At 61.6% G+C, this 13,702-nt stretch carries 14 protein-coding genes; all 14 read right to left on the reverse strand.

Annotated elements, in window-relative coordinates:
* Positions 1-10: 10 nt before the first annotated feature.
* Entirely contained in the window at positions 11-322 is a 312-nt protein-coding gene (gene xseB, locus C1722_RS13255) for an exodeoxyribonuclease VII small subunit (protein WP_102379851.1), read from the reverse strand.
* Positions 312-746 (reverse strand): transcription antitermination factor NusB, encoded by a 435-nt coding sequence (gene nusB, locus C1722_RS13260; protein WP_102379852.1) that lies wholly within the window; start codon positions 744-746, stop codon positions 312-314. The genes xseB and nusB overlap by 11 nt, the downstream gene beginning before the upstream one ends.
* Before the next feature lie 23 nt (positions 747-769).
* Entirely contained in the window at positions 770-1,117 is a 348-nt protein-coding gene (locus C1722_RS13265) for an Asp23/Gls24 family envelope stress response protein (protein WP_102379853.1), read from the reverse strand.
* Entirely contained in the window at positions 1,110-2,468 is a 1,359-nt protein-coding gene (gene accC / locus C1722_RS13270) for an acetyl-CoA carboxylase biotin carboxylase subunit (RefSeq protein ID WP_102379854.1), read from the reverse strand. The genes C1722_RS13265 and accC overlap by 8 nt, the downstream gene beginning before the upstream one ends.
* The gene (gene accB / locus C1722_RS13275; protein ID WP_102379855.1) at positions 2,468-4,363 is read right to left on the reverse strand and encodes an acetyl-CoA carboxylase biotin carboxyl carrier protein; all 1,896 of its coding nucleotides are present in this window, start codon (positions 4,361-4,363) and stop codon (positions 2,468-2,470) included. The genes accC and accB overlap by 1 nt, the downstream gene beginning before the upstream one ends.
* A gap of 331 nt (positions 4,364-4,694) precedes the next feature.
* Entirely contained in the window at positions 4,695-5,255 is a 561-nt protein-coding gene (gene efp, locus C1722_RS13280) for an elongation factor P (RefSeq protein ID WP_102379856.1), read from the reverse strand.
* Positions 5,256-5,323: 68 nt separating this feature from the next.
* Positions 5,324-6,442 carry a M24 family metallopeptidase gene (locus tag C1722_RS13285; protein ID WP_102379857.1) on the reverse strand — a complete coding sequence of 373 codons (1,119 nt, stop codon included), beginning with the start codon at positions 6,440-6,442 and terminating at the stop codon, positions 5,324-5,326.
* Entirely contained in the window at positions 6,414-6,857 is a 444-nt protein-coding gene (gene aroQ / locus C1722_RS13290; protein WP_244386652.1) for a type II 3-dehydroquinate dehydratase, read from the reverse strand. The genes C1722_RS13285 and aroQ overlap by 29 nt, the downstream gene beginning before the upstream one ends.
* Before the next feature lie 3 nt (positions 6,858-6,860).
* The gene (gene aroC, locus C1722_RS13295; RefSeq protein ID WP_102379858.1) at positions 6,861-7,838 is read right to left on the reverse strand and encodes a chorismate synthase; all 978 of its coding nucleotides are present in this window, start codon (positions 7,836-7,838) and stop codon (positions 6,861-6,863) included.
* Between the two features lie 83 nt (positions 7,839-7,921).
* Entirely contained in the window at positions 7,922-8,845 is a 924-nt protein-coding gene (locus tag C1722_RS13300; protein WP_102379859.1) for a shikimate dehydrogenase family protein, read from the reverse strand.
* Between the two features lie 30 nt (positions 8,846-8,875).
* On the reverse strand, positions 8,876-9,418 hold the full coding sequence (locus tag C1722_RS13305; protein ID WP_102379860.1) for a YqeG family HAD IIIA-type phosphatase: 543 nt from the start codon (positions 9,416-9,418) through the stop codon (positions 8,876-8,878).
* Positions 9,419-9,445: 27 nt separating this feature from the next.
* Positions 9,446-10,594: an endolytic transglycosylase MltG gene (gene mltG / locus C1722_RS13310; RefSeq protein WP_102379861.1), complete on the reverse strand. Its 1,149-nt coding sequence runs from the start codon at positions 10,592-10,594 to the stop codon at positions 9,446-9,448.
* A gap of 41 nt (positions 10,595-10,635) precedes the next feature.
* A complete protein-coding gene (ruvX, locus tag C1722_RS13315; RefSeq protein WP_102379862.1) occupies positions 10,636-11,049 on the reverse strand; it encodes a Holliday junction resolvase RuvX in 414 nt (137 codons plus the stop codon).
* Positions 11,050-11,068: 19 nt separating this feature from the next.
* Positions 11,069-13,702 (reverse strand): alanine--tRNA ligase, encoded by a 2,634-nt coding sequence (gene alaS / locus C1722_RS13320; RefSeq protein WP_102379863.1) that lies wholly within the window; start codon positions 13,700-13,702, stop codon positions 11,069-11,071.

The raw sequence follows: 13,702 nt of genomic DNA on the forward strand, positions 1-13,702 counted from the left end.
GTGTCACCTGCTAAAGTTGGGAGACGGCGTCGCCCGCCTGCTCATCCGCAGCCGCCGAGGCACTACCCCCATCGGCGGTATCCTGTACAGCATCGAGGGCCGCATCGTCGGCCACGCCATCGGCGCTTTCGCCTTCGACCTCGCCGTCCATCGCCGCAATGCCCTCCTCGAGCAGGGTGCTGGCTTGCATGCCGAGCTTGACGGCCTCCTCGTACAGGTCGAGTGCGTCATCGAGCGAAATGCTCTCGTCGTTAACGGCATCGACGATCTCGTCGAGGCGCTCCTTCACGCTTTCAAACGTGATGTTCGTCTCACTTGCCATCGCATTCCTCTTCCAACGACGTCGCAATGCGCCCGAGCACGCCGTTGACGAAGCGGGGCGAATCGTCTTCTCCCCCGAAGTCTTTTGCGAGCTCAACCGCTTCGTTGATCGAAACCGAAAGCGGCACGTCGTCTACGTACATCATCTCACAGGTTGCCAACCGGAGGATCGAGCGGTCGACAACCGGCATGCGTTCGAGCGTCCAGTTCTCCGACGTCGCCTTCAGATGCCCGTCGATATCGTCCTTGTGCTCCTCTACGGCCCGGAGCAAATCGCAGGCGTACGCGGGAAGCGGACCGTCGTCGGCCAGATAACGATCATCGGCGACGATTGCCGCCGCCGATTCGTCGAGGATCTCTCCTTGGTAGAGGACCTGCAACGCCGCACGGCGCGCAAGGGTCCTCTCGTGTCTCTTAGCGGACATGCATCACTACCTTTATATTTTGCTTATTCGGCAAACTGGATGCCGTCGATGTACACATCGACGCTACCGACCGGAATGCCAATCTGGCTTGCAACGGCATCGGAGATCGCCGTGCGGACCGCGTCGGCGACCTCGGGCAGAACATGGCCGTAATACACATCGATACGCACCGACACGTGAAGCGCATCGTTGTCATCGACGTCCACTTCGATGCCCTGCGTCGAAGGCTTCGATGCGAACACGGAACGAAGGCCGCCCACACCGGAAGGTCCAACCGACGCAACGCCCTGCACTTCTTTGGCCGCAATCGAGATTATGGTTTCCACGACACCGGGCGCAAGCGCCATGCCGTCAACGTTCAGATCAGCCATTGCTAGCATCTCCCATCTGCGTTTCCAGGAAATCAGTCGAGAAATCGCCCCCCACGAACGCTGCGTTCTCCAGCACCTTCTTGTGGAAGGGAATGGTCGTCTTGATTCCCTCGATTACAAACTCGTCAAGAGCCCGCTTGCCGCGCGCGATCGCCTCTTCGCGATCCTGCCCGTACACCACGAGCTTAGCTACCAACGAATCATAATACGGAGAAATCTTCGTACCGGCACGAACGTAACTCTCCACACGAACACCAGGGCCCGAAGGCATATCGAATACCGTGATGGTACCGGGGCACGGGCGGAAATCGTAATCGGGATCTTCCGCGTTGATGCGGAACTCGATCGCGTGGCCCATCGGCGTGAACGGCGCACGATCGGCGCAGCTCATCGGTTCGCCCGCAGCGATGCGCAGCTGCTCCTTGATGATGTCGGTGCCGGTGATCTGCTCGGTGACCGGATGCTCGACCTGCACGCGCGTGTTCATCTCCATGAAGTAGAAGCGTCCGTCCTGATCGAGCAGGAACTCGATGGTGCCGGCGTTTCGATAGTTGACCGCGCGGACCGCCTTCAGGGCCGCAACGCCCATGGAACGGCGGATCTCGTCGGTAAGCGCCGGGCTCGGAGCCTCTTCGAGCAGCTTTTGATGGCGGCGCTGGATGGAGCAATCGCGCTCGCACAATGCGACGCGGTTGCCGAAGTCGTCAGCGAGCACCTGGATCTCGACATGGCGCGGACGGAGTACGAGCTTTTCAAGATAGACGCCGTCGTTTCCGAACGCCGCGCCCGCTTCGTTGCGGGCGGCCTTGTACTGCGCCTCGAGATCGTTCGGATGATGCACCTCGCGCATGCCCTTGCCGCCGCCGCCAGCCGTCGCCTTGATAAGCACGGGGTAGCCGACGCGACGCGCGAAGTCCTGCGCCTCCTCGACGGTATCGATGCAGCCGTCAGAGCCGGGCACCGTAGGCACGCCGCACATCTTCATGGTTTCGCGCGCTTCGCTCTTATCGCCCATGCGCTCGATGCACTCAGGTGCGGGTCCGATGAACACGAGGCCGTTTTCGGCGCATGCGCGGGCGAACGCGGCGTTCTCGGCCAAAAACCCGTACCCGGGATGAATGGCTTCGGCACCCGAGTTCTTTGCCGCGGCAATGATGCTCGACATCACGAGATAGCTCTGGTTTGCGGGAGCCGGGCCGATGCAGACGGCCTCGTCGGCATACTGCACCGGATAGGTATCGGCATCCTCGGTGGAATAGACGGCAACGGTTTTTACACCGAGCTCCTTGCACGCACGCATAACCCGCAGCGCCACTTCGCCGCGGTTAGCGATCAATATCTTGCTAAACATTAGGCAGTCTCCGGCGCAGGTGCGGGGGTTCCCAGCGGCTCGACGTAGAACATGACGGTTCCGAACTCGACGGGAGTCGCATCCTCGAGGCACACCTCGCGAACCGTGCCCATCTCTTCGGCGCCGATCTCGTTCATGAGCTTCATGGCCTCGACGATGCAGAGCGTCTGGTTGGCGGCAACCTCATCGCCGACTTCGACGAACGGAGGCTCGCCCGGCGAGGGGGAAGCGTAGAACGTACCGACCATGGGAGCGATAACCGGTTTCCACGATGCGGGCCGATCGGTCGCATCGGCGGCCGCGGCAGACGCCTGACCGGCATCCGTCTCGGCGGGCGCCACTGCGGCGACGGGTGCCGCTGCCGCAGGAGCAGCGAACTCGGCCGAAGCGGCACCTGGCATACGGACCGCGATACGCGTGCCCTCTTCTTCGACGACGATCTCGCCGACGCCGCTTTCCTCGGCAACGCGAACCAGCTCGCGAATCTGATTGATATCCACGTAATCGTCCTCCTTGGTACCGCTCGACTCCTGCTCCAGCAGGAAATCGACTTTTTCGGATGTACGGTGCTTGCTCAGGTAGGTACGCGCCTCGTTCGGGAACAGCGCGTACATGAGCACGTCTTCCTCTGTCTTGGCGAGATCGCCGATCTCTTCGGCAACCTCGTCGTAGGTGGTGGTCACCAAGGATCCGGGCGCCACATCGGGCGGCAGCATTTCGGAATCGCCGACGACCTTCTTAACGATCTCCTTATCCATGGGACCCGGCGCCTTGCCGTAGTATCCGCAGATGTAATCCTTCATCTCCTTGGATACGACGCTCCAGCGTTTGCCGGTGAGAACGTTGAACACGGCTTGCGTGCCGACGATTTGCGAAAGCGGCGTCACGAGCGGCGGATAGCCCACCTCGGCACGCACCTTCGGGATCTCCTTCATAACCTCGGGCAGGCGGTTGCCGGCGTTCTGGATCTCAAGCTGCGAGACCAGGTTCGACATCATGCCGCCCGGAACCTGATGGGAATACACCTGCATGTGGATGAGTGAGGAAACGCCGCGCTTGTAATGGCCGCGCTTGCGCACCTCTTCCCAGTACTCGGCGATCTCGAACAGGAGGTCGAGGTCGAGCCCGGTATCGTAGCGACTTTCCTGCAGGGCGGCCACGATCATCTCGACGGCCGGATGGCTGTTGCCGAACGCGAGCGGCGCATGGGCCGTATCGGCAATGGCGGCACCGGCTTCGGCGGCCTTGATGATGTTCGCAGGAGCCATACCGCCGACATAATGGCAGTGGATATGCACCGGCAAGCCGATTTCGGCGTTGAACGCCTTGACCATACGCTCGGTACGATACGGGGTGAGCATGCCCGCCATGTCCTTGATGGCGATGGAATCGGCACCGAGATCCTTCATGGCCTGGCCGTACTCGAGAAAACTGTCGAGCGTGTGGACGGGCGACATCGTGTACGAGATCGCACCCTCGAAATGGGCACCGCTTTCCTTGATGGCCTCGGCGTTGTCGACGACGTTGCGGATGTCGTTCAAAGCGTCGAATACGCGGAACACCTCGACGCCGTTGCGATGGGCGGCCTTGATGAACCGATTGCATATCTCGCGCGAATAATGTTTGTATCCTACCAAGTTCTGGCCGCGGGAAAGCATGGAGAGCGGCGTATTCGGCGTCTTGGCCTTGATCGAACGCAAACGCTCCCACGGGTTCTCGTCCAAAAAGCGCAGGCACGTATCGAATGTCGCGCCGCCCCACGCCTCGATGGCCCAATATCCGACGCGGTCCATCTTCGGCAGGATCGGAAGCATATCGCCGATCTGCATACGGGTAGCCCACAGGCTCTGCTGGCCGTCACGGATGGTGGTATCCATAATCTGAAGTCTTGGCATGAACTCACACCTCCCTCTTAGTAATAGTCAAAGAACGGACCCGAACGGCACCCATAAAGCCTCATTATGCGGTGGTTTTCCCGAACCATACGGCATCGCGCCATTCAGGCATTAGAGCATTATATAAGAACGCAGGCCAAAACCACGAGGCGTGGCCTGATTTCGTGGACAAGTAACATATTCGAGGGGTGGAAGGCGCAGGCGGCGGCCGCTCTCGGGCAAGCAGCCAACCGTCGGAACCCGTAGCCGCTCGCAGAGCAGGCTCCGTCGAACAGCAGCGGGGCGATCCGAAGACCGCCCCGTTTCGAAACCAATGATTTCAGTGCCACTTCTACACGCGCTTGATGAAGCGGCCGTCGCGCGTATCGATCTGCAGCACATCGCCGATTTCGACGAACGTGGGAACCTGGATCGTAGCACCCGTTTCAAGCGTAGCGGGCTTGGTGGTGTTCGTGGCGGTATCGCCCTTGAAGCCGGGTTCGGTTGCCGTAACCTCGAGCTCCACGAACATCTGGGGCTCGATGCTGATGAGCTCGTCGCCTGCATAGAGGATCGACGCCTCGTCGTTCTCCTTGAGCCACTGGGCGTTCTCGCCGATGACGTCCTCGGGAATCGAGATCTGCTCGAACGTATCGTTGTCCATGAAGTAATAATCGGACCCGTCGTTGTACAGGTACTGCATCTTCTTGTTGTCGAGGCGCACGAGCTCGAATTTCGTGCCGGCGTTGAACGTGTACTCCACCACGCGGCCAGTCTTGATGTCGCGCAGCTTCGTGCGGACGAACGCGCCGCCCTTGCCAGGCTTCACATGCTGGAATTCGACGATCGTGCAGAGCTTTCCGTTGTACTCGATGCAGATGCCGTTCTTGAAATCGGCGGTTGAAATTGCCATCTATCAAATCCTTTCAGATCAGGACACGAGGATCATATGCCCTGCATCCCATTCATAACCTAAAGCCGCTATATTATAACCATCTCATGGGTGGATTGCGTGAAAACCTCGAATCCGTCATGCGTGATCACGCCGAAATCCTCCAAACGCATGCCGAAATCGCCCGCAAGGTAGATGCCGGGCTCCACCGTGACCACGTTGCCCGAAACGAGCGGCTTGTTGTTTCGGGGTGCTAAGACCGGATCCTCGTGGATGTCGATGCCCACACCGTGACCGAGCCCGTGGCCCATCTTCTTGCCGAACCCGCCTTGGGCGAGCACGTCTTCGGCGAGCTGATGCATTTCGGCTCCGGTCACGCCCGGCCGCAAAGAAGCCTCGACCCGCTCGTTCGCCGCACGGATCGTCTCGTAGGCGCTCCGAATGCGCTCATCGGGTTCGCCGAGAAACAGCATACGCGTCATATCCGAGCAGTACCCGTGCGCCCGCGCGCCGAAGTCGAGCACGACGCACTGCCCCGCCTCGAGCCTCGTTTCGCCGGGAATCGCATGGGGCGATGCACCGTTGGCGCCTGTTGCCACGATCGACGAGAACGCAAGGCCCTCCGCGCCGTGACGCAGCATGAAATCTTCGAGTTCGATCTGCACTTCGCGCTCGGTCATGCCCGGCTTCGCGAACGCCGCGATATGCGCGAACGCCGCATCGGTGATAGCCTGCGCGGCTTTCATGCGAGCCACTTCATCGGCATCCTTGACCTCGCGCAAACCAACGATCACGCCGCTCGTTTCAATCAGGCGCACCCGGTCTTCGGCAAATGCCTTTCCAAGCGCCCGATATTCGGAAAGGGCAATCGAGGTCTCGATCGCAAGCGACGCATCGTTTTCGATCACTCCGCTTCCGCCGCCCGCAAACACGCGGCGGGCGAACGCCGCATGCGTTTGCCGCGTACCGTCGATTTCGATCTCGGTACCTTCGGCGGCACGCCCGAAAGCCTCGTCGTAGCGCGAATCGGTGTGCAGTACCGCCCTCTCGGGCGCGACGAGCATGGCATGGGCGTCCTCGTCGTCGAACACGCCGAAAAACGCGGTCAGCCACCTCAGATTCGATTGGTCGCGAACGTAGAACGCATCGGCCCCAAGATCGGCCGTGCAGGCGCGAAGCCTATCGATCCTCGTGTTCGAGCAGGACATCGATCGCCTCCTTGTATCCGAGCTTGCCCTTGCCTTTGATCTGTGCGATACATACCGGCGCAATCACCGAGATGCGCCTGAACTCCTCGCGCGCTTCGATATCGGAAAGGTGCACCTCGACGACCGGAGTGTCGATCGAGCCGATCGCGTCGCGCAGGGCATACGAGTAGTGCGTATGCGCCCCGGGATTGTAGACGATGCCGTCGTAGCAGGTATGCGCCTCGTGGATCTTGTCGATGAGCGCACCCTCGTGGTTGGATTGGAAGCAGTCCACCTCCACGCCGCGCCCGGCGCCGTAGGCAACAACTTCGGCCTCGATCGATTCGAGCGTATCGCGCCCGTACACCGCGGGCTCGCGCACGCCGAGCATATTGAGGTTCGGCCCGTTGAGCAGCAGCACTTTTCTCATCGCCATGCCTTACGCCTCCTTCGACCGCGCCCAGGCCCCCAGATGTTCGAGCACCGTTTCGTCATCGATCTCGACCACCTCCCACAAGCCCACTTCGCGGGGAAGCACGAAGCGGAGGCGGCGGCCGCGTACCTTCTTATCGCCCTTCATGGCGTCGAGCACGCTTTCGGGCTCTGCCGACCACGAAAGCGCGGGAAGGCCCAAGCTGTCGAGCAGCTCGTCTTGAGCGAGCACCACATNGGAGAACAGCGCGGCGCCGATGCGCGAGGTCAGCCGCTCGGTCGGAGTCGCGTATCCGCCGATGCCGGGCAAGAGGCCCAAAACCACGACGCGAAACGTACCGCCCAAGCTCTCCCCCGCCTCACGGGCTGCATCGATGGCGGCTTTCATCGCCTCGGTCGCATCGTCGTCGGGGCAGCGCACATCGCTCATCTCGATGTCGAGCGGCTTGTAGTCGGGCGCGGCGGTCAGGGGATCCTCTTCGGCGAACTCCGCCGAGCCGATGCGCGTCACGTACGAGAATATCTCCACGCCCAGATCGGCAAGCAGCTCGCGGGCGATGCCGGCCGCGGCGACGCGCGCCGCCGTTTCTCGGGCGCTTGCCCGCTCGAGAATGTTGCGGCAATCGTCGGTATTGGTTTTGAGTGCACCCACCAGATCGGCGTGTCCCGGACGCGGTGTCACCTCGCGCACCAGATCTTCTGGCACATCCCCGAACGGGGCCATGCGCCCGGTCCAGTTCTCCCAATCCTTGTTTCTGATCTGCAGCGCTATGGGCGCCCCGTTCGTTCGCCCGAACCGCACGCCGGAAAGAATCTCGGCATGATCCTTCTCGATCGCCTGCCGGCCGCCGCGCCCGTAACCCGATTGGCGGCGGGCAAGATCGCTGTCGATCTGGCGAAGCGAAATATTCAATCCCGCAGGCACGCCGTCGACTATGGCCGTCAGAGCCGGACCGTGACTCTCTCCCGCTGTTATGTAGTGCATAGCTTCTCCTGGTATTTCATGCAATCCCGATCGCACGGCTCACCGAGTGCAGACCGATGCTTCTTTTGTTGACGATTATACCGCTACAGGTCGAATCCAGCCGCCTCGGCCATGATGTCGAACATCTCTTCACGCGAGAAGCCCACGTCTGCCCCCGCGATCTCCAAGAGCATGACCGCCGTTGCCACCGCTTGGGCCACGAGCATACCCCGCCCGTCAAACACCGCGCACCCGGCCGCCGTCGCTTTCGCCACAAGGGCCGTGACCCCATGGCCGTACACCGCATCGAACACGGTTTGCCCCTCGTGGAGCACCGCGGTGTCGAACGGCGAAGGATCGCCCGGCTGCATACCGAGCGGCGTCGCGTTGATCACGAGATCGGCCGCCGAGAAAGCCTGCGTAGACGAGGCGTAGCTGCCGTAGGCGAAATCCACCTGATCGTAAGCCTGTCGAAAACCCAGGCGCCCGTTGCGCGCAGCGGGGGGATTGATCGCCGCATAGGCAAGCGTGCCGTACTCTTCGACGTACGATTCGAGGACTTCCCGGGTGCGGTCTTTATCGCGGCCCACGAGCACCACCCGCTTCGCCCCCGCGATCGCGCAAGCGTGCAGGATCGAAAGCGCCGTCGGACCGGTACCGCACACCACCGCCTGAGCGCCTGCGAAGCAAAACCCCGTGCGTTCGAGATAATCGATGCAGCCTTCGCCGTCAACGTTGTAGGCGATGAGCGCATCTCCCCGCTTGACGAGCACGTTCGCGCCGCGTGCCAGCTTCGCCGTGGCGGCTCGCACCGTTGCGGCATCGTAGGCAAGGGGCTTGTACGGCGTGGTGATGTTGATGCTCATGAAATCGCGGGCATCGAGAAACGCGCGCGCCTCATCGGCCGTCGCGCAGTCCATCGGCGCGTACTCCCATGAAAGACCGAGCTTCTCGTACAGCGCGTTGTACATGATCGGAGATTTCGAATGCCCGATCGGATGTCCCAAGAGGTAGAGCTTCTCGCGCATATCGGTCCTTTCCCGCCTTGCTTCGCCTTTTCAGTTAGCCGTTTTAGTTTGGGTCGTCTCGGATATTTCGCACGATGCGCCTTCGGGCTCCCGATCGCCCATGAACGCCCGCTCCACGTTGCGAAGCAGCAGCGTATGCTTGAGATCCTGCTCGACGAGCGGTTGCAGCATGTAGGCCGTCATGCCGAGGAAATGGGCGCCGAGTACGTCGGTTACAAGCTGATCGCCGATAACCACCGTATCCTTGCGCTTCGCGCCGATCTTCTTGAGCGCCAAGAGGAACGCCGGCGGCAACGGTTTGACCGCTTTGGCAACGATGGGCAGATCGAGCCGCCCCGCCAACTCGTAGACGCTCTCATGCCAGTTGTTCGACACGAGGCAGAACGTCAGACCTGCGCCCCTGGCCTTAGAGAGCCAAAACGACACATCGCGGGGAACCTCGTGCGTATCGCGCGTGAGGATCGTGTTGTCGATGTCGAGCAGCACGTGCGAAAAACCCGCATCCACGATGTCCTTTTGGATATCGATCATCGATATCCGCGAAAAGTACCTTTCAGGCTCGACGAAAGACATGAGCGCCTCGACTGGACAACGGTGCGCTTACGACTGCGCGACGTTGTTCTGATGCTCTTCGTAGGTCTCGCTGAAGTTGTGCGACCCATCGCCGCTGCCCGTTACCACGTAGTACAGATACGTCGTGTCGGCAGGCGCAGCGGCAGCCGTAAGCGATGCGAGTCCGGGCGAGCAGATCGGCCCGGGCGGCAGACCTCGGTTCAGGTACGTATTGAACGGCCCGTCGGTGTCGAGATCCTCCTGCGTGATCTCGGTCGTACCGGCTGCGTAAGCGATCGTCGCATCGATCTGGAGCAGCATGTCGGCCGCGAGCCTGTTGTAGATGACCGAGGAAACGAGCGGACGCTCGTCGTCAAGCGAAGCTTCGCGCTCGATGAGCGAGGCGATGACGAGCACCTGGTACTGGCTCAGATTATGCTGCTCGGCATAGCAGAAGTCGATACCCGCGATTTCTGCTTTGTACTGGTCGAGCATCTGACGCACAACCGAATCGGCCGTCGCGCCGTCGACGAGCGGGTAGGTTTTGGGGAACAGGAATCCCTCGAGCGAATTGTTGTACGCGCCGTCGACGAACGGATAATCGACCGCATACGCCGATGCGTCATTTACGCAGGCAAGGAACTCCTCGGCCGTGATCGTCCCCGGATACGCCTCGGCCACGCGCTCGGCGGTCTGGGACACCGTAAAGCCCTCGGGCACGGTGAACGATTCGGCGCTCGGACCCGCCACGAGCGTGTCGATGACGCCGTCGAGCGTTACCGGGCCGGCAAACGTGTAGGTGCCGGGCTTGAGCGCCGATTCCTGTCCGGTTTCGGTCACGCGGTTCACGAACTCGGTCGAATCGCCGATCACGCGGTTGTCGAGCAGCAGCTCGGAAATGGCTTTCGCACCGGATCCCTCGGGAATGATCACGGTCACGCTCTCTCCCTCGGCAAGCGTCTCAACCGCTGTCGGAGCGTTGGCGGAGCAGCTGGTAAACAGCGTGTAGCCGCCCCATCCCAAGCCGCCGATCACGATAACGGCGAGAATGATGGCGAACACGATGGGTGCCTTGCTCTTCTTCGGGCGAATATGGCTCGTGTCGTAGGTCTTGAACTGACGTTCTCCCGCCCGATGGGCCGCACGGGCGGCATGGTTCGGTCGGTTCGAGTACGTGACCTGTTTACGAGGGGTCATCGGAAACCTTTCTATTGGGCCAACACCGGAAGCGGCGCGCCTTAAGCACGGCGAGCGTCAAGCCATGCTTGGAGGAATAAGCTCGCAGCTATCATATCCACTTTTCCGCGCATTTCCCGTTCGCTCAATCCCTTTTCACGCAAACTCCGTTTGGCTTCTTTCGAGCTCAATCGCTCGTCGACGAACACGTGCGGGATGCCCGTTGCATCGGTGATCTTTTCGGCCGTCTGCTTGATGCCCTTAGCCTGCGGACCCTCCTGCCGACCCATCGTGTAGGGCAGCCCGCACACGAACAGCTCGGGATCCCAATCCTCGAGCAGGCGGCGAAACGGCGTAGCGTTGGCGACGACCTCGCTTGCGGGAAGCACCGCGATCGGCGTTGCAACCTGCTCGTCGGGATCGCTTATGGCCACGCCGACACGCACCTGCCCGATATCGAGCGCCATGACTCTCATCGCTTTGTCCCGATCCGGCTTACGCCTTGACGAGCATGGCGCGCGCCGCTTCAAGCGCCGCCTCGAGGCCCGAAGCATCCTTGCCGCCCGCCTGCGCCATGGCCGCCTTGCCGCCACCGCCGCCTTTGATGGAAGGCGAGATGGCTTTGATGACGGCTCCGGCGTCGAACCCGGCGTCGACCGCTTCGGGCGTGCCGGCCGCAAGGAGGATCGGCGTACCGTCGTTGTCGCCCGCAAGCACAACCGCACCGGGAGCGTCCATGCGAGCCCGTACGATGTCCCACGCGTTTCGCAGGCCGCCTGCATCGATGGAGCCCATGTTGGCAACGATGAGCGGATAGCCGGCGTCGAGCACGTTTTCGAGCATCGAGAGCACCTCGCCATCGGCTGCCGCCTGCTTGTTGTGCTTGCGCTTATCGGCAAGCTCCTTCATCGTCTTGATGTTGGCCGCCGTGCGTTCGCTCACATCGAACAGCGGGACCCTGAGCGCGGCAGCAGCCTCTTCGAGCTCCGCCTCGACCTTGTTCATGTACGCCAGGGCATCGAAGCTCGTAATCGCCTCGATGCGGCGCAGGTTTGCGCCGACGCTCGATTCGCTCGTGATCTTCACGAACCCGATTTCGCTCGTCGCCGACACGTGGGTGCCGCCGCAGAGCTCTTGAGAGACTCCCTCGATATCGAGCACGCGCACGAACTCGCCGTACTTCTCGCCGAACAGCGCGATGACGCCGGCTTCGCGAGCCGAGGTAATCGACGTCTCGTAAGCGCGTACGGCGTGGTTCTCCATGATCTTCTCGTTGGAGAGCCGCTCGACTTCGGCGATCTGTTCGGCGCTCATGCCCTCGAAATGCGTGAAGTCGAAGCGAAGACGGTTCGGCGCAACGTAGCTGCCCGCCTGCTTCACATGCTCGCCGAGCACTTGGCGCAGCGCCCAATGCAGGATATGCGTTGCCGTATGGTTGCGGCGGATGCGCTCGCGGCGCGGCACGTCGATAGCCGCATGCAACACGTCTCCCGCATGCACGGCACCTTCTTCGATGGTGACCGAATGGGCGATGAGCCCCTTCTCGGGCTCATGGGTATCGCTGACGAGCACAAGCACGTCCGGCGCGTCCATCGTGCCCTGGTCGCCGACCTGGCCGCCCTTTTCGGCGTAAAACGGCGTCTTATCGCAGATGATCTCGCCCGTCTCGCCTGCGGCAAGCTCGCTCACGCGCTCGCCGTTCTGGGCGAGCGCGAGCACGGTCACTTCGGCGGAGTCTTTCATGTAACCGAGAAACTCGGTCGGGCCGACCTCTTCAAGGATTTCGCTCATCACGCCGCCGTACGTCGACCACGCCTTATCGGCGTCTTTCGCGTTGGCGCGGGCACGGGCCTTCTGCTCGGCCATAGAGCGCTCGAATCCCTCGAGATCGACCGAGATGCCGCGGGCGCCGGTGATCTCCTCGGTCACTTCGATCGGGAATCCGTACGTATCGTGCAGCGTAAACGCCGTCTCGCCGGAAAGCTCGGTTCCGGAAAGCTCGGCCAGCGCTTCATCGAGGTAGGCCTGACCCTGGCGAAGCGTCGAGCCGAAGCGCTCCTCCTCCGAAAGGACGACGCGGCGCGTCAGCTCGCGGTTCTCGACGATCTCGGGATAGACGTCGCCCATGAGCTCGACGACCTTGTCGATGTACTCGTTCAAGAACGCACCTTCGATGCCGAGCAGATGCCCCTTCATAACCGCGCGGCGCAAAAGTCGCCTGAGCACGTAGCCGCGGCCCTCGTTCGCGGGCAGGATGCCGTCGGAAATCATGAACGTAACCGAGCGGCTGTGGTCAGCGATGATGCGCAAGCTCAGATCGTCCGCCGGATCGTCGCCGTAAGTTTTGCCCGTCAACCGCTCGCCCACCGCCAGAAGGTCGCGCATGAGGTCGATCTCGTAGTTCGACTGAACCCCCTGCATGATGGCCGCGATGCGCTCAAGCCCCATGCCGGTATCGATGTTCTTCTTGGGAAGCGGAACGAGCGTACCGTCTTCCTGCCCGTCGAACTGGGTAAACACGAGGTTCCAGTACTCGAGGTACCGATCGCAATCGCACCCTGGCGCGCAGTCGGGGCTGCCGCAGCCGAACTCGGGGCCCTGATCGTAGTAGAGTTCGGAGCAGGGACCGCAGGGGCCGGTGGGGCCGGCGCGCCAGAAGTTGTCCTCTTCGCCGAGGCGCGAGATGCGCTCCTCGGGAATGCCGAGCGATTTCCAGATCTCAATGGTCTCGTCGTCGTCCACGTACACGGTGAAATAGAGGCGCTCGACCGGGAGCCCCAGCACCTCGGTCGAGAACTCGAGCGCCCAAGCGCACATCTCCTCTTTGAAGTAATCGCCGAAGCTGAAATTGCCGAGCATTTCGAAGAAGCTCAGGTGACGGCCCGTCGTGCCGATGATATCGATGTCGTTGGTACGCACGCACTTCTGCGCCGTAGTCGTTCCGACGTAGGGGGCCTCGAGATGCTTCTGCTGAAGGAAGTACGGCTTGAACTGCACCATGCCTGCACTCGTCAGCAACAGCGACGGATCGTCGGGTATGAGCGAGGACGAGGGCATGCGCTTGCAGCCCTTGGCCTCGAAAAAACGCAGGTATTTTTCGCGGATGTCAGCAGTGCTTAGGTATTCCAT

Source organism: Raoultibacter timonensis (assembly GCF_900240215.1).
GTDB classification, from domain to species: domain Bacteria; phylum Actinomycetota; class Coriobacteriia; order Coriobacteriales; family Eggerthellaceae; genus Raoultibacter; species Raoultibacter timonensis.